This window comes from Gaetbulibacter aquiaggeris (assembly GCF_044003965.1).
In the GTDB taxonomy this organism is placed as follows: domain Bacteria; phylum Bacteroidota; class Bacteroidia; order Flavobacteriales; family Flavobacteriaceae; genus Yeosuana; species Yeosuana aquiaggeris.
The window spans coordinates 383,272-402,553 of the sequence record NZ_JBAWKC010000002.1; the positions used below are offsets into that span (position 1 = coordinate 383,272).

General features: G+C 33.4%; 16 protein-coding genes and 1 riboswitch. Of the genes, 14 read left to right on the forward strand and 2 right to left on the reverse strand.

Translation table 11 applies throughout. The features are described 5' to 3' along the window. Nucleotide 1: 1 nt before the first annotated feature. The 10 genes from V8G56_RS08015 (at nt 2) to V8G56_RS08060 (ending at nt 8,470) form a co-directional block, all read left to right on the forward strand. Nucleotides 2–940: a Rossmann-fold NAD(P)-binding domain-containing protein gene (locus V8G56_RS08015; protein ID WP_395437924.1), complete on the forward strand. Its 939-nt coding sequence runs from the start codon at nt 2–4 to the stop codon at nt 938–940. Continuing rightward, a complete protein-coding gene (gene argB, locus V8G56_RS08020; protein WP_395437925.1) occupies nt 933–1,715 on the forward strand; it encodes an acetylglutamate kinase in 783 nt (260 codons plus the stop codon). Before V8G56_RS08015 ends, argB begins: the two co-directional genes overlap by 8 nt. A gap of 1 nt (nt 1,716) precedes the next feature. Next, entirely contained in the window at nt 1,717–2,784 is a 1,068-nt protein-coding gene (locus tag V8G56_RS08025) for a M20 family metallo-hydrolase (protein ID WP_395437926.1), read from the forward strand. Between the two features lie 35 nt (nt 2,785–2,819). Then, nucleotides 2,820–4,094: an argininosuccinate lyase gene (gene argH / locus V8G56_RS08030; RefSeq protein ID WP_395437927.1), complete on the forward strand. Its 1,275-nt coding sequence runs from the start codon at nt 2,820–2,822 to the stop codon at nt 4,092–4,094. Between the two features lie 69 nt (nt 4,095–4,163). Beyond that, nucleotides 4,164–4,745 (forward strand): Crp/Fnr family transcriptional regulator, encoded by a 582-nt coding sequence (locus tag V8G56_RS08035; protein ID WP_395437928.1) that lies wholly within the window; start codon nt 4,164–4,166, stop codon nt 4,743–4,745. A 94-nt stretch (nt 4,746–4,839) separates the two neighbouring features. Beyond that, nucleotides 4,840–5,715 (forward strand): NmrA/HSCARG family protein, encoded by an 876-nt coding sequence (locus tag V8G56_RS08040; protein WP_395437929.1) that lies wholly within the window; start codon nt 4,840–4,842, stop codon nt 5,713–5,715. A gap of 1 nt (nt 5,716) precedes the next feature. Then, a complete protein-coding gene (locus V8G56_RS08045) occupies nt 5,717–6,208 on the forward strand; it encodes a YybH family protein (RefSeq protein ID WP_395437930.1) in 492 nt (163 codons plus the stop codon). A 29-nt stretch (nt 6,209–6,237) separates the two neighbouring features. Then, a complete protein-coding gene (locus V8G56_RS08050) occupies nt 6,238–6,405 on the forward strand; it encodes a hypothetical protein (RefSeq protein WP_395437931.1) in 168 nt (55 codons plus the stop codon). A gap of 507 nt (nt 6,406–6,912) precedes the next feature. After that, nucleotides 6,913–7,269, forward strand: coding sequence for an SET domain-containing protein (locus V8G56_RS08055; protein WP_395437932.1), 357 nt, complete (start codon nt 6,913–6,915; stop codon nt 7,267–7,269). A 124-nt stretch (nt 7,270–7,393) separates the two neighbouring features. Beyond that, the gene (locus V8G56_RS08060) at nt 7,394–8,470 is read left to right on the forward strand and encodes an acyltransferase family protein (RefSeq protein WP_395437933.1); all 1,077 of its coding nucleotides are present in this window, start codon (nt 7,394–7,396) and stop codon (nt 8,468–8,470) included. Between the two features lie 602 nt (nt 8,471–9,072). Here V8G56_RS08060 and leuB read toward each other — a convergent pair. Beyond that, complete coding sequence (leuB, locus tag V8G56_RS08065; RefSeq protein WP_395437934.1) at nt 9,073–10,191, reverse strand: 3-isopropylmalate dehydrogenase; 1,119 nt, start codon at nt 10,189–10,191, stop codon at nt 9,073–9,075. A gap of 14 nt (nt 10,192–10,205) precedes the next feature. Continuing rightward, nucleotides 10,206–11,381 (reverse strand): 2-isopropylmalate synthase, encoded by a 1,176-nt coding sequence (locus V8G56_RS08070; RefSeq protein WP_395437935.1) that lies wholly within the window; start codon nt 11,379–11,381, stop codon nt 10,206–10,208. Nucleotides 11,382–11,529: 148 nt separating this feature from the next. On the opposite strand from V8G56_RS08070, the gene V8G56_RS08075 reads away from it, so the two are divergent. The 4 genes from V8G56_RS08075 (at nt 11,530) to V8G56_RS08090 (ending at nt 19,275) form a co-directional block, all read left to right on the forward strand. Then, entirely contained in the window at nt 11,530–13,080 is a 1,551-nt protein-coding gene (locus tag V8G56_RS08075; RefSeq protein WP_395437936.1) for a hypothetical protein, read from the forward strand. Between the two features lie 88 nt (nt 13,081–13,168). Further along, nucleotides 13,169–13,286, forward strand: a riboswitch (SAM riboswitch). A 119-nt stretch (nt 13,287–13,405) separates the two neighbouring features. Then, complete coding sequence (locus tag V8G56_RS08080; protein ID WP_395437937.1) at nt 13,406–14,680, forward strand: O-acetylhomoserine aminocarboxypropyltransferase/cysteine synthase family protein; 1,275 nt, start codon at nt 13,406–13,408, stop codon at nt 14,678–14,680. Between the two features lie 14 nt (nt 14,681–14,694). Then, nucleotides 14,695–18,096, forward strand: coding sequence for a bifunctional aspartate kinase/homoserine dehydrogenase I (gene thrA / locus V8G56_RS08085; RefSeq protein ID WP_395437938.1), 3,402 nt, complete (start codon nt 14,695–14,697; stop codon nt 18,094–18,096). A gap of 6 nt (nt 18,097–18,102) precedes the next feature. Next, the gene (locus V8G56_RS08090; protein ID WP_395437939.1) at nt 18,103–19,275 is read left to right on the forward strand and encodes a trans-sulfuration enzyme family protein; all 1,173 of its coding nucleotides are present in this window, start codon (nt 18,103–18,105) and stop codon (nt 19,273–19,275) included. Nucleotides 19,276–19,282 lie beyond the last annotated feature (7 nt).

Sequence of the window (19,282 nt, forward strand, 5' to 3'; positions counted from 1 at the left end):
AATGAAAAACTTTAGTTCAATAAGTGATATAGAAGATATAAATGCTTGGATTGATGAAGCCAAAAGCCTAAAATCTAACCCGTATTTACATAAGAATTTAGGGAATAACAGGACGATTGGATTGTTCTTTTTTAATTCAAGTTTAAGGACCAGATTAAGTACTCAGAAGGCGGCTTTAAATTTAGGAATGAATACCATGGTCATGAATGTTTCTGGAGATGCATGGGGTATTGAGTTTGAAGACGGAACTATTATGAATGGTACAACCGCAGAACACATTAAAGAAGCGGCAGCTGTTGTTTCTCAATATTGTGATATCATTGCGGTCAGGGCATTTCCAACATTAACGGATAAAGTAAAAGATGAAAGTGAATATGTTTTAAAAGCCTTTATGAAATATGCTACAGTTCCTGTTGTTAATATGGAGAGTGCTACAGGTCATCCTTTACAAGGGTTTACAGATGCTATGACTATTTCAGAAAATTCACAATCAAAAAAGCCAAAAGTAGTTTTAAGTTGGGCACCTCATGTGAAGTCATTACCACATGCAGTGGCCAATAGTTTTGTTCAGGCTATGCAAAAAATGGATGTGGAATTTATTATGACGCACCCCAAAGGGTATGAATTAAATCCTCAAATTGTTGGAGATACACCTGTTGTTTACAATCAAGAAGAAGCTTTTGAAAAGGCCGATTTTGTGTATGTAAAAAACTGGAGCAGTTATAAAGATTATGGAAAAGTGCTGAATACAGATCCAAAATGGATGATTACCCAAAATAAATTAGGTAATGCGAAATTTATGCATTGCCTGCCTGTTAGGCGTAACCTCATAGTTGAAGATGCGGTTTTAGACAGTGAAAATTCACTGGTTATTCAACAAGCAAATAACAGAACCTTTGCGGCACAATTGGTCTTGAAAAAACTTTTAGAAAATGCCTAAAGAAAAATTAGCTATAGTAAAAATTGGAGGAAATATCATTGAAGATGATTCTTTATTAAAATCATTTCTTCACATTTTTTCAGGATTGGAAGGTAAGAAAATTTTGGTTCATGGTGGCGGTAAACGAGCGACAAGTGTGGCATCTAAATTAGGAATTGAATCGAAAATGGTTAATGGCAGAAGGATTACTGATGCTGAAACCTTAGAAGTAATTACTATGGTTTACGGTGGTTTAGTCAATAAAAATATAGTGGCCAAACTACAGGCTTTGAATATTGATGCTATTGGATTGACTGGCGCTGACGCGAATACTATTTATTCAGAAAAAAGACCTGTAAAGGATATTGATTATGGTTTTGTAGGCGATGTAAAAAAAGTAAACCATCAATCAGTTGATAAATTAATTCAAGCCGGTTTTACGCCTGTTTTTTGTGCGATTACCCATGATGGTCATGGGCAGTTATTAAATACGAACGCCGATACCATTACTTCACAATTAGCTGTGGGTATGAGCCGAATTTATGAAACGACCATTTATTATTGTTTTGAATTGAATGGTGTTTTAAAAGATATTAATGATAAAGATTCGGTTATCAAGCATATTAATTCAGCCAGTTATAGCACTTTGTTAAAAGAAGGTATTATTGCTGAAGGCATGCTGCCTAAACTTGAAAATTGCTTTGATGCCTTAAAAAATGGGGTTGAAACAATAAACTTGGGTAATACCTCAATGCTCACAAAAGAAAATGATAATTTTACAAGAATAACTTTATAATATGACGCTATCTGAATTAACCAATGATGCCATATTTCTATTAAAAAAGTTGATAGAAACCGAGTCGTTTTCTTCTGATGAAGACAGAACGGCATCGTTAATTGAAGATTGGTTTAAACGTTATAAGGTAGCCTATAAAAGAACAAAAAATAATGTCTGGGCCATTAACAAAAATTTTGATGAACGCAAACCAACCTTATTGCTTAATTCTCATCATGATACGGTAAAACCAAATGCTGCCTACACTAAAGATCCATTTAAAGCCATTATTGAAGACGGGAAGTTATATGGCTTAGGCAGTAATGATGCTGGCGGATGTCTGGTATCTTTAATAGCAGTGTTTACTTATTTTTATAATGAAAGTGATTTAAAGTACAATCTGGTTATAGTCGCTTCAGCAGAAGAGGAAAGCAGCGGTCCTAATGGACTAAACAGTATGCTATCTGTTATTCCAAAAGTTGATGTGGCTATTGTAGGTGAACCAACTTTAATGAATTTAGCAATAGCTGAAAAAGGATTGGTAGTTTTTGATGCCAAAGTCACTGGTACCCCAAGTCATGCGGCACATCCAAACGAAAACAATTGTATTTACAAGACGATCAAAGCATTACAATGGTTTAAGGACTTTAAGTTTGAAAAATCATCCGAAGTTTTAGGTGATGTTAAATTAACGGTGACGCAGATTAATGGAGGAACCCAGCATAATGTTGTGCCTGCAGAAGTTGATTTGGTAATTGATGTTCGCGTCAATGATAAATACACCAATAAAGAAGTTACTGAGATATTACAAAAGCTCGCTCCATGCAATAGTATTATCCCCCGAAGTTTAAGATTGAATTCATCATCAATTCCTGTTGATCACGAGTTGGTAAAAGCCGGAATAGCCATTGGCAGAAGCACCTATGGATCACCAACATTATCAGATCAGGCCGTTTTAACCTGTCCATCCTTGAAATTAGGGCCAGGTGATAGTACGCGCTCACATTCAGCTGATGAATTTATTTATATCAATGAAATTGAAGAAGGCATAAAAATTTATGTTGAATTGTTGAATCGAGTCATCGCATAAACAACTTAACAAAAAAATATATAAACAGTAACAAAATGAAACTCTGGGACAAAGGCATATCAATAGACAAAAAAATTGAACAATTTACTGTTGGAAATGACAGAGAGATTGATATTCATATCGCTAAGTACGATGTCATTGCATCCAGAGCGCATGCTAAAATGCTTAAGAAAATTGGGATTCTTACCGCCAATGAATTGGTAGAATTGCTAACGGGTTTAAAAAAATTAGAAGATCAAATTGATAACCGGACCTTTGTAATTGAGGCACAGTTTGAAGATGTACATTCTAAAATTGAATTTGAGCTTATTAAAACCCTGGGTGAAGTTGGGAAAAAAATCCACACGGCACGTTCAAGAAACGATCAGGTTTTAGTGGCATTGCAATTATATTACAAAGAGAATTTAGGCCTTGTAAAACTCAAAACACAAACACTTTTTGATACCCTTTTAGGATTAGCTGATAGGTATAAAGACAAAGTGCTGCCAGGATACACCCATCTTCAGGTGGCTATGCCATCATCATTTGGGTTGTGGTTTTCAGCCTATGCTGAGGTGTTGATTGACGATGTCTATTTATTAAATGCCGCTTTAAAAACAGTGGATCAAAATCCATTAGGTTCTGCTGCCGGTTATGGAAGTTCCTTTCCTATTGACAGAGAATTGACTACCAAAGACATGAATTTTTCAACCCTAAAATACAATGTTGTAGCGGCTCAAATGAGCCGAGGTAAAAGTGAACGCACCATTGCTGCAGGTTTAGGTGGTTTATGCAATACACTCTCTCGTTTTGCCATGGATATATGTTTGTATATGAGTCAGAATTTTGGGTTTATTTCTTTTCCAGATGAATTAACAACAGGCAGCAGTATTATGCCGCATAAAAAGAATCCGGATGTGTTTGAATTGATTCGTGGCAAGTGCAACAAAATACAAGCATTACAAACCGAAATGTTGTTAATCACTAACAATTTGCCAAGTGGTTATCACCGAGATTTTCAATTGTTAAAAGAAAATATGATTGCCGCTTTTGAGGATGTCAAAGACATTCTGGATATTTTTAATTATTCCATTCAACAAATTATAGTGAAAGATATTGATGTTCATAATGACTTATATAAATATCTTTTTACGGTAGATAATATAAATACCTTGGTAGTTGAAGGCCAAAGTTTCAGAGAAGCCTATCAAAAAATTGGTGGACAAGTACAAGAGGGCACTTACAAACCTGATACCTCAAAAAAACACACCCATGTGGGCAGTATTCATAATTTATGTTTAGATAAGATTAGGGCGAAGTTTCCTTTATAGTTAGGCTTTTTTCTTGCTTGATTTTGTGCAAAAAAACCAATAACTAACAAAAAATTATAGCGAATAAAAATGAATACCAAACCACTCATAGATTATTTCAACAAAATTCTTCCTTTAGGGGATGAGGAAAAGGCTTTTGTGGATGAAGTTTTCAAAGAAAGAAGAGTTAAGCGCAGGCAGTTCATTCTTGAAGAGGGAGAGATTTGCAAGCTAAATACATTTGTGGTTGAAGGTTGTTTCAGAATGTATTTTGTAGATGAAAAGGGTAAGGAACATAACATCCAATTCGCAGTAGAAGATTGGTGGATTGGCGATATTGGTAGTTTTCATTCAGAAGAACCCAGTAAACTCTATATAGAGGCCATTGAGAATTCCGTTATTCTTCAAATATCAAAACAAGACCAATTAGACCTGTTTATCAATTATCCAAAATTCAATCAAATATTCAGAGTCTTCACTGAAAATGCATTAGTAACGTATCAAAGAAGAGTATTACAAAATATAAGTTCTACAGCCGAAGAACGCTATCTCGATTTTGTGAAACGCCATCCCTATTTCTTCAATCGTATTTCAAATGTTCAAATTGCATCCTTCCTGGGAGTAACACCCGAATTTTTAAGCACTATTCGTAAAAAAATCGCAAAATCTTAAGATATATTAAGAGTCTTTCTTAAACTACCTTATAGGTGCAACCAACTAATGCATCGCATCTTTGTATTGTAATAATTACTAAAAATAATTAAAGATGGAAAATAAAACAATTACAGTAATCGGAGCAACTGGTTCACAAGGTAAAGGTGTGGTCAATGCATTAATTAAAGAAGGTACTTTTAAGGTAAGAGCCATTTCAAGAAACCCGGACAAGTTTTCGGGCGAAGAGAATGAAGTTGTGAAGGCTGACCTTACTGATTTAAACTCCCTAACAGAAGCTTTTAAAGGATCTTATGGTGTATTTGTGGTTACCAACTTCTGGGAGGGTGCAGATGAAATTGCTCAGGGTAAAATGGCTATTCAAGCAGCAAAAAATGCAGGAGTTAATCACTTTATTTGGTCAACACTTCCAGATGTGGAAAAAATAAGCCATGGTAAATTTGATGTTCCTCATTTTACCGGCAAGGCTAGAGTAGATAAGTTAGTAAAAGAGGCTGGGTTCGAAAACTACACTTTCGTTCAACCTCCCTTCTATTTCCAAAATCTTACAGGACAAATGGGGGCGCAACCTCAACAAGACGGTTCAATGGGTTGGACACTTCCTATTGACCCAACTAAAAAAGCTATTCACATGTCGGATATCAACGACCTTGGGAAAGTAGTTGCAGGAGCATTTTTAAACCCTGAAAAAGTTGGGAATGGCAGTTATTTATCTCTTGCAACAGAGTTTAATAGCTTCAACGACATTTTGGAAATCTTGAAGGCCAATGGAAAAGAGTATAGCTTTAATCAAGTTGCTGTGGAAGTGTTTTCCACCTTTTTTGAAGGAGCAGGAGAAATTGCCCAAATGCTAGCCTATTTTGAAGCTCATACTTATATGGGACCAAATTCAGAAGCACAAATTCATTTGGCTAAGGAAATTGCTACGGATGACTTCAACTCATTGAATAATTGGTTAAAACAAAATTAAAATGAAAAAAACCATCATTTCAGCAATCATACTAATGGTATTAGTGTCTTGCAACCAAAAAACAGAAAAAGTAAATAATAGTTCAAACCTTGAAAAAACAGAAACAATGGAAAAATTAGCAAAACAAGAAATTGAAAGTTTATTAATGACTTATAAAGGAACATTAAACACGTCTAATGCAGATAAAGCAACGTCATTATATACGAAAGATGGCATATTTATGCCTACAGGAGCACCTTCAGCAATTGGTACAGAACAAATTAAAGGCGCATACGAATTTGTTTTCTCTCAAATTCAATTAAACATTGAGTTTTTTATCGAAGAAATTACGATTGAAAACACCTTTGCCTACGCCGTTACAAGCTCCAAAGGGTCGACATTAATTCATGCCACAGGTGAAACAGTACCTGAAGAAAACAGAGAATTATTTGTTTTTGAAAAAGAAAATGGCACATGGAAAATAGCACGTTATATGTTCAATAAAACAAAATAAGTGAACCAATAATTTTAAAACATAATAAAATGAAAACTATAATTTTTAATATCAGTAAAATTGGTAAATATTTATATGCCATACCGATGGTAATTTTTGGACTGTTCCACTTTTTAAATGCAAGTGCAATGGCAGGAATGGTTGCGATATCTGGAGGAGTATTTTGGATATACCTTACAGGATTGTCATTAATTTGAGCAGGAGTTAGTATTATAATCCAAAAACTGGATGAGTGGACTAGTTTTTATTAGCAGTCTTGCTTTTGGTTTTTTTGTTAACAATCCATTTACCAGGTATATTGGCAGGTGGAGAAATGGTACAAATGCATATGACAAATTTATTAAAAGACCTTGCTTTAGCAGGTGGTGCTTTAATATATTTCAGCTCAAAAAAGTGAAAAACATGAATTCTTTAGAGTAGTTAGATAATAGATTTAGTTTAAATTGGATAACTGCATCGAAAAAGACCATCTACAACAACGTATATGAAAAATAGCTAATTAAGCGCAAGTCATTGAAGCTTGCGCTTTTTTTAATATATTTATACTAGCTGGAAAGATGGTGACGCCTTAAGGAGCTACTTTTTATATACAAACCGTTAAACGAACCAACAATTTTTTACTTATCACAAAGTTGTTATGTTAGAGAAAATCCTTTTACCTTTGGCTCATTCACATTTAAGAATTTTAAATCTCAAATAAATTAATGACAGATTTAGTTGAAGTAAAACCATCTCTACTCCATGGAAAAGGCGTTTTTGCATCGCGCAAAATTGAAAAAGGAGAAGTACTGGTTAAGAGTCATATGGCATTGATTCATATTAATGAAAATTTGCCAGAAGTATTGGCAACACTTCAATTTCCTTGGACAGAAGAGTATGATGCGATTTGTATCAGCGATGCGGGTAGCTTTTTTAATCATAGTAGTTCCCCGAATGCCGAAGTAAAAATTAGAGATTTTGATAATTTAATTCAAACCTTTGTTGCTAAAACGGCTATTGTAAAGGGAACTGAAATTACTATTTACTACAATGATGCTTTTGAGGAATTTGTTAAAGCGTAAAACTAAATTTTAAAAAACTGAATTTAAGTTGAATTAATATTTGAGTAAAGTTGGTTTATCGCCTAAGATGGTGTCATAAAATTAGTTAACTTGCTTTATAACTCTAATTTGCTTTGAAAAATAAATGCCTGACAAAAACACACCTGAATTTTTAGGTTACCTGCATAGTTTTAGAGGTCTTGCCATTTTAAAAATTGTATTTGGGCATGCAGTTGCAGCAGCCTGTATTGGTGCTTATGGCGTTTTTGATATTTCAAAACCAATACTGATAATAAGTGAAGTGTTTTACCATGATAGCACGCTTTACTTTGCTATGATTTCCGGATTGTTGTTTTCGAAAATTTTAAAACCAAGAGGGTTTTTTAAATTTTATAAGAGTAAGCTAAAACACATTGTCCTGCCTTATTTGTTTTTTACTGTTATACTTACGATTATTAAAATAAATTTTAGTCAGATTTTAAGCTTTCAAGATGGGTTTCAAGTAGTGATCTCAAAGGTCGGGATGAATTTTATTTTTGGAAAAGCCAATTTTGCCTTATGGTACATTCCGGTTTTAATGTTTCTTTATTTAATGACCCCCGTTTTAGAATTCCTTCAAAGAAAGAATTCAATAACCAAAACGCTATTCTTTTTAATTATAATAACACCGCTTTTTATATCAAGAATTCAAAATTTAACCGAGTATCGTTTAAGTTTTGAAACCATGATTTATTTCACAGGCGCTTATGCCTTAGGAATGTTTTTAGGAGTTGATTTAAACAAGAAATTAAGTTGGCTTAACAATTATAAATTTCTCTTTGGCATCATGGTGCTTATCAGTTCTGCCGGATTATTTTATTTTTATCTTAATGATATCGATTATTTAGGACTAGTGTCTCTTAAAGAAACGGTTTTCTATATTCAGAAAATTAGTTTTGCAATCGTTTTTATTTTGCTGTTTAAATCCCTCGAGGATAAACAACCTAAATGGTTAAAGCCTATAGCAAGCGATTCTTTCTCAATTTATTTTATTCATGGGTCTATTTTATATGCCATATCTCCATGGTTTATATTTCTTTTAAAATCCAATACCATGAATCCGTGGAATGTGGTTTTGGGAGCTGTTATTCTTTTTTCCGCAGTCCTGTTGATATGTATGGCTTTAGTTGCTGTTTCTAAAAAACTTTTTGGAAAGTACTCAAGAATGATTGTTGGAGCCTAATTTGTTAAAAAAATCAATAAACCACGCTGAAGTTCCAAAAATGATTTTTTTAATAAATTTCAGCAATAATTTAATAAAAGTTTGACTTAAAAAACAATAGATATCATATGAAAATTAAAGAGAAAATTTCAAACAACCATATTCTGGCAATCACCATAGGACTCGTTTATTTATGGTTTGGTAAAGTTTTTCGCACACTTAAGTCCGGCTGAAGATTTGGCTAAAAACACTATAGAGGTCCTGACTTTTGGCTTTATTCCAACTAATGTTGCTATTATTTTACTGGCCATTTGGGAAACTTTTATTGGGGCCTTTTGAATTTTAAATATGATTAGAAAGCCCGTAATTATTTTGGCTTTAGTACATATGGTTTTGACATTTACACCATTTATATTTTTTCCAAATTTGTCATTTAATCATTCACCCGTAGTATTTACTTTATTAGGACAGTATATTTTTAAGAATGTCATTATTATTGGAGCCCTTTTAACCTTATATAAACAACCTTTTTCCTTAAAACGGGTACTATAAGAAAAGAGCATCTTGAGAATGCTCTTTTATAATCCATAATATTTATTGGTTTGCGTGACTAACTCAAATATTTAAATGATTGTGGACTGTCCTAGATGTATGTTTTTAAAGTTTAAATTTGTTTCTTCTGGGTGATTAATAAAATCTTCTATAAAATCACCAACTTTACTGGTTGAGATATTATCATACTTTGTATTTAAATCTGGCGTTGTAATATGCAGTTTTAAAGATTTTTTAATGGCCTTTCTGATTAAAGAGGCTTCGTCTAACAATCCAAAATGATCCAACAACATGGTAGCAGATAAAATAGAGGCAATAGGGTTTGCAATACCTTTATCAGTAGCTTTGGAATAAGCACCATGAATAGGTTCAAACATGGCGTATTTAGGGCCTAATGAGGCCGAAGCTAATAAACCAATAGAGCCCACGATAACACTTGCTTCCTCAGAAAGAATATCACCAAACATGTTTTCGGTTAAAATAACATCAAACTGTCTCGGATTTAAAATGAGTTGCATGGCGGCATTATCTATATAATAGAAATCTAGAGTAACATTAGGGTATTGAGGAGCCATCTCCATGATCACTTTGCGCCAAAGCCTGGAGCTAGCAAGAACATTAGCCTTGTCAACTAAAGTAAGTTTTCGTTGTCTTGACTGAGCTGCTTTAAACGCTAAATGGGCAATGCGCTCGATCTCAAATCGATTGTACTGACAAACATCTGAAGCCGATTGTCCATCTTCACTTAAAGTTTTGTCACCGTAATAAATCCCGGCGCTTAATTCACGATAAATAATGATATCAGTATCTTTAATACACTTATTCTTTAAAGGAGAATGATTTAAGAGGTCTTCATAAGCAATAACAGGTCTTATGTTAGCAAACAAATCAAGTTCTTTACGCAATTTTAAAAGCCCTTGTTCTGGTCTTACTTTGGCGTCGGGGTCAAAATTATATTTAGGTTCTCCGATGGCTCCAAAAAGAATGGTATCTGCTTTTTTACATATTGAAAGTGTCTCTTCTGGTAGGGCCGTTCCTGATTTTTTAATAGCTGCACCACCAATTAAACCATATTCAAAAGTAAATATGTGACCAAACTCCATGGCAATGGCTTTTAAAACTTTTACGGCTTGGGAGGTAACTTCTGGTCCAATGCCATCACCAGGTAAAACGGCAATATGTAGTTTCATTTTTTATTATACGTTTATGCTGAAATAATTTCCTTATACACTATACTAGACTCTATTATTTGATGGATATCTGAATCATCTACTTCTTTCTTTTTATCAGCAAAATCTAAAAAGTTAGAATAAATTTCATCCAGTTGTAATTTTGTTAATTCATAACCAATATTTTTAGCTCTGTAAGCCAAAGCAGCTCTCCCGCTTCTGGCTGTTAAAACAATGGATGATTCTGTAACGCCCACATCTTTTGGATCAATGATTTCATAGGTCTCCCGGTTTTTAATAACACCATCCTGATGAATACCAGAACTGTGAGCAAAAGCATTGGCACCAACTATAGCTTTATTTGGTTGTGTGTAAATACCCATACTATCAGAGACTAAGTGGCTAATACCATAAAGCATTTCTGTTTTAATATTAGTGTCTAATTTTAAATATGGGTGTTGTTTTAATATCATGACAACTTCTTCAAGAGCGGTGTTTCCAGCGCGTTCGCCTATTCCATTAATGGTACATTCAATTTGTCTAGCACCGTTAATGACCCCTTCAATTGAATTGGCCGTTGCTAAACCTAAATCATTATGACAATGACAAGATAAAACAGCTTTTTCAATTCCCCGCACATTTTCTCTTAAATATTTTATTTTTGCACCATATTCATGCGGTAAGCAATAACCCGTAGTGTCTGGGATATTTAGTACCGTTGCCCCAGCTTTAATAACCGTTTCACAAACTCTGGCTAAATACTCATTGTCAGTTCTTCCTGCATCTTCAGCGTAAAATTCTACATCTTCAACGAAAGATTTGGCATATTTAACGGCTTCAAAAGCACGTTTTAAAATTTCTTCTTGATTTGATTTAAATTTAAATTTTATATGAGAATCTGAAGTACCAATACCTGTATGAATTCTTGGTTTTTTAGCGTATTTCAAGGCTTCAGCAGCCACTTTTATGTCATTTTCAACAGATCTGGTTAGTCCACAAACGGTGGCATGTTTTATTAATTTTGATATGGCTTCAACTGATTTGAAATCACCTGGACTTGAAACCGGAAAACCCGCTTCAATCACATCAACACCTAATAAATCAAGCTGCTCAGCTATTATTAATTTCTGTTCTGTATTTAGTTTACAACCAGGAACTTGCTCTCCATCCCTCAACGTGGTATCAAAAATTTGTACGTTCTTATCTAACATTTATTCAAATAAATTTTCTTATTGTATTACGAATGTATATTTTGGTTTCGTAAATGTCGTATACAACATGTTTTTATTACGATGTTTAACCTATTTATAAGAAGTTTAATTTATTGTATTTCAGTTATTTAGTGTTATTTTTACAACTATGACAAAAGAGCAAAAAGATAATCTGTTTGTGTTAATAAAATCACTGTCAAAATCAGAGAAGCGACAGTTTAAACTTTATGTTGGTAGATTAGGCGTCAATGAAGATTCAAAATTTTTAACGCTCTTCAATATTTTAGAAAAACTTCCTTTTTATGATGAATCTACTATTCTTAAAAAGGGCGTTGTTAAAAAACAGCAATTGTCAAATTTAAAAGCACATCTATACAAACAAATTCTTATTAGTTTAAGACTCAACCCGTCACATCAAAATATTAGAATTCAGATTAGAGAGCAATTAGATTTTGCTACTATACTTTATCATAAAGGATTATATAAGCAAAGTTTAAAAATATTAGATAAGGCTAAAAGTTTAGCGATTGCCAATGAAGAAAAAAATATTGCTTATGAAATTGTGGAACTGGAAAAAGTTATTGAATCACAATATATAACCAGAAGTATAAGCAGCAGGGCTGACGAATTAACCATTCAGGCAAAAGAGCTAAGTCAGCAAAATGTTTTGGCTAGTAAATTGTCAAATTTATCTCTTCAGTTATATGGTTTATTTTTAAAAACTGGCTATGTTAAAAATGACAAAGAGAACAAAAGAATCACTAAATATTTTAATGACAGGCTTCCTAAATACGATATTAATACTTTAGGTTTTAGAGAGAAATTATGGCTTTATAAAGCGCATTTATGGTATAGTTTTTTAACGCAGGATTTTTTGGCATGTTATAAATATTCATCAAAATGGGTGACTTTGTTTTATGATAATCAAGACCAGATTGTTTTAAATCCGGTTTTTTTTCTTAAAGGGAATCATTACTTATTAGAGTCTTTATTCTATTTAAGGCATTATGAAAAATTTAAGTCAACCTTGAATGAATTAGAAACCATAACTAAAGAATCGTGGTTTCCATTAGATGACAACGTTGAAGGTTTGGCCTTCCTATATGTTTATAATAACAAATTCAATTTACATTTTATTGAAGGTAGTTTTCAAGAAGGTTTACCAATGGTAAATGTGGTCTTGGATAATTTAAAAAAATATCAAGATAGAATTGATGAGCACCACGTCATGGTGTTTTACTATAAAATTGCGAGTCTTTACTTTGGTGCAGGCGAAAATAAAAAATGCATCTTCTTTTTAGAAAAAATAATTGATAATAAGTCCCTTGAAATGAGAGAAGACTTATTGTGTTTTGCCCGTATTTTAAACTTAGTGGCTCATTATGAAGCAGGTTTGGATTACAATTTGGAAGCACTTATAAAAAGCACTTTTAAATTTTTAATTAAAATGGAGGATCTTTATGAGGTCCAGAAGGAAATCATCAAATTTTTGAGAAAATTAGGGGATATTTTTCCACATGAAGTTAAAGGCGAATTTGTTAAACTTCATGATAAATTAAAAGAGTTTGAAGAGGATCCTTATCAAAGTAGAGCTTTCTTATATTTAGATATAATTTCGTGGTTAGAATCAAAAATAGACAGTAAACCAATTGGATTAGTAATAAAAGAAAAATTTGAAGCGAATTTGCTGAGGAAATAATAATTTTTCTTTTTTTTTCGATAAAAATTAGGATTTTAAATTTTTCTAACTGAATATTTGTACTCACAAAGTTCAATAGCTTATTGAAATGTTATCAAGAAAGGTGGAGGGATTAGACCCTGTGAAACCTTAGCAACCCTTTATTCGTAAAGAAGGTGCTAAATTCTACTTAAATAGTAATAATTGCTGTTTTAGATAGATAACTAGAAAAAAATTACTGACAGTAATTTTATAGTTTCTTTTTAACGTTTTTCTATTAAGTACATCAATTTTGATGCATTTGGCTTTTGTTTTAATTATTTATTAACTCAAAAAAACTAGAAAAATGAGTACACGAAATTTAGCCACACAGGCATTGCATGCAGGACATGACGTCACCGCAAATGGCGGAACGAGAGCAGTTCCAATTTATCAAACAACGTCGTATGTTTTTAACAATTCAGACCATGCGGCAAACCTGTTTTCATTAAAGGAATTAGGCTTTATTTATACTAGATTAAATAATCCTACTAATGATATTTTACAACAGCGTTTGGCAGCTATTGAAGGCGGTGTAGGTGCAGTTGTATTTGCTTCAGGAACCGCAGCTATTTCAACGGGTCTTTTAACATTGCTAAAAGCAGGAGATCATATAGTGGCATCAAGTAGTCTGTATGGTGGAACTTATAACTTATTGAAAGTAACTTTGCCAAGATTAGGCATCACAACAACATTTGTTAATGCAGATAATCCTGATAATTTCAAGGATGCTGTTAAAGAAAATACCAGAGCCTTTTTTGTAGAGTCCTTAGGAAACCCAAAATTAGATGTATTAGATTTGGAGGCGATTGCTGAACATTCCAAAGCCGCTGGGGTTCCTTTTATAGTTGATAATACCGTTGCAACACCAGCCTTATTAAATCCGATTAAGCATGGTGCTAATATTGTGATTCATTCGTTGACGAAATATATAGGAGGACAAGGAAATTCATTAGGAGGCGCTATTGTTGATGCCGGCACATTTGATTGGACCAATGGTAAATTTCCAGAATTTACAACACCTTCTGCTGGTTATCATGGTTTGGTGTACAGTGAAGCCTTAGGTGCTGCAGCTTATACTTTTAAATTAATTTTGGAAGGTTTAAGAGATTTTGGAGGTGCTTTAAGTCCATTCAATGCTTTTCAAATTATTCAAGGTTTGGAAACCTTACCTGTTAGAATAAAACAACACAGCGAAAATGCTTTAGAGCTTGCAAAATGGTTAGAAAAACAAGATGAGGTAGCTTGGGTAAATTATCCGGGTTTAAAATCGAGCAAGTATCATGCCCTAGCGGCTAAATATTTACCAAAAGGTCAAAGTGGCATTGTGACCTTCGGCGCTAAAGGTGGTTATGATGCTGCAAAAGCAATTGCTGATAATTCAAAATTATTTTCATTGTTGGCAAATATTGGTGACACAAAATCACTCATTATTCATCCGGCAAGTACCACACACCAGCAATTAACTGACAGCGAACAGGAGTCTACTGGCGTTTCTAAAGATTTAATTCGCTTGTCTGTTGGAATTGAAGCTATTGAAGATTTAAAGGCTGATTTAAAAGAAGCTTTCAGTAAAATTTAAATAAAAGACCCATCTTGAAAAAGACCTTGCAACATATTATTGTCAAAGATTTTATAACAGAAAACAAGACTGAAAATTCTGAAATAAAATTAAGCTATCAATTATTTGGTTTACCCTTAGGTGAAGCACCCATTGTTTTAGTGAATCATGCTTTAACCGGAAATAGTAATGTGGCAGGAGAAGATGGCTGGTGGAAAGACCTTATAGGTGATGATAAAGTTATTGACACCAAAATCTATACGGTTCTGGCATTTAATATTCCCGGAAATGGGTTTGACACTTTTGTGATTGAAAATTACAAAGATTTTGTTGCCCGAGATATCGCTCGCTTGTTTTTAATCGGATTAAAGGAATTAAAAATAGAAAACCTTTTTGCCGTTATAGGGGGTTCTTTAGGAGGTGGAATTGCATGGGAAATGGCAGTCTTAGCTCCATACATTACAGAGCATTTAATTCCTGTTGCTACTGATTGGAAATCTACAGATTGGTTGATAGCCAATTGCCAGATTCAAGAACAGTTTTTATTGAATTCTAAAAATCCGGTTCATGATGCCAGAATGCATGCCATGTTATGTTATAGAACGCCAGAATCATTTAATGAGCGTTTCCAGAGATCAAAAAATGACGAATTGGAAATTTTTAATGTGGAGAGTTGGTTGTTGCATCATGGTAAAAAATTGCAAGAGCGGTTTCAGTTGTCGGCTTATAAATTAATGAATCAACTTTTAAAGACTATTGATGTTACTAAAAATAGATCCAAGGATTTTAATGTATTAGAAAATATTCATGCCAATATTCATATTGTTGGTGTTGATTCTGATTTGTTTTTTACAGCAGAAGAAAACAGGCAAACACACAAACAACTTGCAGTAACAAATCCTAATGTCACTTATAATGAAATCCATTCGGTGCATGGGCATGATGCTTTTTTAATGGAATATGAGCAATTGGAAAAAATTATAGAAGGCATTTTTGTGCCAAATTCTAAAAGAAAAAAAATGAAAGTATTAAAGTTTGGAGGGAAATCTCTAGCCAATGGAAAAGGTCTCAAGGCCGTTTTAAATATTATTGAAACGAAAATACTTGCTGGTGAAAAAATTACGGTGGTAGTCTCGGCAAGAGGCGCGGCTACGGATGAACTGGAGACTATCCTTAGTAAAGCTTCAAAAGGGTTAAGATATAAGGAAGATTTAGAAGTCTTTAAAGCATGTCAATTAGAACCTTTAAAAGACATTGATTTTTCAAAAGAATTTTCAGTATTAGACAAATTATTTGAAGGGGTAAGTTTGTTGGGGGATTACAGTCAAAAAACAAAAGATGAAATTTTGGCTCAAGGGGAATTACTTTCTGTAAAAATGGTCTCAGGTTTATTAAATGCTAAAAATATTAAAGCATTAGCCGTTGATTCCAGAGCATTAATAAAGACGGATGGTAATTTTGGAAACGCAAAACCTATTGCCAATTTATCAAAAGATAATGTCAAAAACTTCTATAAAAACAGTCCTGATGAGGTCGTGAAAATAGTTACTGGTTTTATTGCCAGTAACGCTCAAAACGAAACGACAACCCTTGGAAGAAATGGAAGTAACTATACCGCAGCATTAATTGCCAATTATTTAGATGCAGAAGAATTACAGAACTACACCCATGTAAATGGTATTTTTACTGCTAACCCGGATTTGGTTGAGGATGCTCAAAAAATACGTGAGTTATCTTTTAGTGAAGCCAATGAGCTTGCTAATTTTGGCACTACCGTTTTACATGCTAAAACCATTATTCCTTTGGTGGAAAAAAACATCAATCTACGTATATTAAATACTTTTAATTCAGAAGATGAAGGTACTTTAATAACCGCAAAACCAAACTCTAAAGAAGTAACCTCTCTATCAGTTTTAGATAATGTCGCTTTATTAAATTTGGAAGGCCGAGGTTTGTTAGGTAAAAGTGGTGTGGATGCCAGAATTTTTGGTGCTCTGGCAGGGCAGGATATCAGTGTGAGTATCATTTCTCAAGGGTCTTCTGAAAGAGGTATTGGATTAATTATTAATGCAGATAAAGCGACAAAAGCAGTGATCGCTTTAGAGCGTGAATTTGAAAATGATTTTTATTCTCAGGATGTCAATAAGATAGGAATCGTTGACGACGTTGCAGTAATATCTATCATTGGTATTGAATTGAGTTCATTCCACAAACCATTTAATGCGCTTATTAAAAACCAAATTACACCTTTGCTGTTCAATAATACGGTTACAGGAAGAAATGTAAGTTTAGTAGTGAAAAAAAGCCAGCTACATAAAGCTATGAATGTAATTCATGGTGAGATTTTTGGTGTTTCTAAAAAAATTAATATCGCTATTTTTGGGCATGGTTTAGTTGGTGGAGCACTAATAAATCAGATTTTGAAATCAAAAGTAGATATTGAAAAAAGGAAAGGGATCAATCTAAATATTTTTGCGATTGCCAATTCAAAAAAACTATTCTTAAGCAAGAATGGGGTGGATAAAAAATGGAAGGAGGAAATAAAAGCTTCGCCTTTGGAAAGTTCTATTAATGATATTATTAATTATGCCAAAAAGCATCATTTAGAGAATTTAATTGCAGTTGATAATACGGCAAGCTCCAGTTTCTATAAGCATTATATCCCTTTAGTTGAGGCTGGATTTGATTTAGTATCTTCAAATAAAATAGCCAATACAATTTCTCATGCTTTTTATGAGGATTTGAGAAGCCAATTAAAAAATCACAACAAGCAGTATTTATATGAAACTACGGTTGGTGCTGGTTTACCCTTAATTGATACCATTAAGTTATTACATGAATCAGGAGAAAATATTACCAGAATACGAGGAGTCTTCTCAGGGACTTTAAGTTATTTATTTAATAATTTTTCTGTTCAAAACAAACTATTTAGTACCATAGTTCAAGAGACTATTGATAAAGGATTTACCGAACCTGACCCAAGAGAAGATTTTTCTGGTAATGATGTTGCCAGAAAGTTATTAATTTTAGCAAGAGAATTGGATTTACAAAATGAATTTGAAGATGTATCTGTGCAGAATTTAATTCCAGAACAATACCAAAATATTTCAGTGGCTGAATTTTTAAAACAATTACACGTATTGGATAGTGAATTTCAAAATATAAAGGACAATCAAAAACCTGGACATGTTTTGCGATATATTGGAGATTTGTCAGGTGATTTATCACAAGATAAAGGTAATTTGGAAGTAAAATTAGTATCTATTCCAAAAGATAGTACTTTAGGTCATATTAAAGGTTCTGATGCTATTTTTGAAATATTTACAGAATCTTACGGTGAACAGCCTATTGTTATTCAAGGCGCAGGTGCTGGGGCAGAAGTGACTGCCAGAGGTGTTTTTGGAGATATTTTAAGGTTGTCAAAACATATAAACTAGAATGTTATGAATGAGGATAAAAAGAATTTTGAAACGGAAGCAATTCGCACGCAATTAGAACGAACAGACTTTTTAGAGCATTCAACGCCATTGTATTTAACATCAAGTTTTGTTTTTGAAGATGCTGAAGATATGCGTGCTTCCTTCACAGAAGAAAAGGAGCGTAACATTTATAGCCGCTTTTCAAATCCAAATACCAGTGAGTTTGTAGAAAAAATTTGTAAAATGGAAGGAGCTGAAAGCGGCTATGCTTTTGCGACGGGCATGGCGGCGGTATTTTCTACCTTTGCAGCTTTATTAAACAGTGGCGACCATATTGTGTCGGCACGTTCAGTATTTGGTTCTACACATACTTTGTTTACTAACTATTTCCCTAAATGGAATATTTCAACAAGTTATTTTAATATCAATGAACCAGAAACCATTGAAAGTTTCATAACACCTAACACTAAAATATTATATGCTGAATCGCCTACAAATCCTGCCATTGATATAATTGATTTAGACCTTTTAGGAAGTATTGCTAAAAAACACAACTTAATTTTAATTATAGACAACTGTTTTGCAACGCCTTATTTACAGCAGCCCATCAAATTTGGAGCGCATTTGGTGATTCATTCTGCTACTAAATTAATTGATGGTCAGGGAAGAGTTTTAGGAGGCGTTACCGTGGGGAAAGCTGATTTAATTAGAGATATTTATCTTTTTTCCAGAAATACAGGTCCGGCATTATCTCCATTTAACGCGTGGGTTTTATCAAAAAGTTTGGAAACCCTGTCGGTTAGAGTTGATAAGCATTGTGAAAATGCCTTAAAAGTTGCTGAATTTTTGGAATCTCATACTAAAGTAAATTGGGTTAAATACCCGTTTTTAAAATCGCATCCACAATATGAAGTGGCTAAAAAGCAAATGAAATTAGGAGGCAATATTGTCGCTTTTGAAATAAAAGGCGGCATAGAAGCAGGTCGAAAATTTTTAAATGCGATAAAAATGTGTTCATTGTCTGCCAATTTAGGGGATACCAGAAGTATTGTCATACATCCAGCATCTACGACGCATAATAAATTATCAGAAGAAGACAGATTACAAGTTAGTATTACTGATGGATTGGTAAGAATTTCGGTAGGATTGGAACATGTTGAGGATATCATTAGTGATTTGAAGCAAGCTTTAAATTGAGTATATT

What these genes read in the sequence shown, in the direction of transcription:
- V8G56_RS08035 (WP_395437928.1), top strand. Translation starts at nt 4,164, where the DNA reads ATGAATACCAAACCACTCATAGATTATTTCAACAAAATTCTTCCTTTA.
- V8G56_RS08060 (WP_395437933.1), top strand. Translation starts at nt 7,394, where the DNA reads ATGCCTGACAAAAACACACCTGAATTTTTAGGTTACCTGCATAGTTTT.
- V8G56_RS08025 (WP_395437926.1), top strand. Translation starts at nt 1,717, where the DNA reads ATGACGCTATCTGAATTAACCAATGATGCCATATTTCTATTAAAAAAG.
- V8G56_RS08015 (WP_395437924.1), top strand. Translation starts at nt 2, where the DNA reads ATGAAAAACTTTAGTTCAATAAGTGATATAGAAGATATAAATGCTTGG.
- V8G56_RS08040 (WP_395437929.1), top strand. Translation starts at nt 4,840, where the DNA reads ATGGAAAATAAAACAATTACAGTAATCGGAGCAACTGGTTCACAAGGT.
- argB (WP_395437925.1), top strand. Translation starts at nt 933, where the DNA reads ATGCCTAAAGAAAAATTAGCTATAGTAAAAATTGGAGGAAATATCATT.
- V8G56_RS08090 (WP_395437939.1), top strand. Translation starts at nt 18,103, where the DNA reads ATGAATGAGGATAAAAAGAATTTTGAAACGGAAGCAATTCGCACGCAA.
- V8G56_RS08080 (WP_395437937.1), top strand. Translation starts at nt 13,406, where the DNA reads ATGAGTACACGAAATTTAGCCACACAGGCATTGCATGCAGGACATGAC.
- V8G56_RS08050 (WP_395437931.1), top strand. Translation starts at nt 6,238, where the DNA reads ATGAAAACTATAATTTTTAATATCAGTAAAATTGGTAAATATTTATAT.
- leuB (WP_395437934.1), bottom strand. Translation starts at nt 10,191, where the DNA reads ATGAAACTACATATTGCCGTTTTACCTGGTGATGGCATTGGACCAGAA.
- argH (WP_395437927.1), top strand. Translation starts at nt 2,820, where the DNA reads ATGAAACTCTGGGACAAAGGCATATCAATAGACAAAAAAATTGAACAA.
- V8G56_RS08045 (WP_395437930.1), top strand. Translation starts at nt 5,717, where the DNA reads ATGAAAAAAACCATCATTTCAGCAATCATACTAATGGTATTAGTGTCT.
- V8G56_RS08075 (WP_395437936.1), top strand. Translation starts at nt 11,530, where the DNA reads ATGACAAAAGAGCAAAAAGATAATCTGTTTGTGTTAATAAAATCACTG.
- V8G56_RS08055 (WP_395437932.1), top strand. Translation starts at nt 6,913, where the DNA reads ATGACAGATTTAGTTGAAGTAAAACCATCTCTACTCCATGGAAAAGGC.
- V8G56_RS08070 (WP_395437935.1), bottom strand. Translation starts at nt 11,381, where the DNA reads ATGTTAGATAAGAACGTACAAATTTTTGATACCACGTTGAGGGATGGA.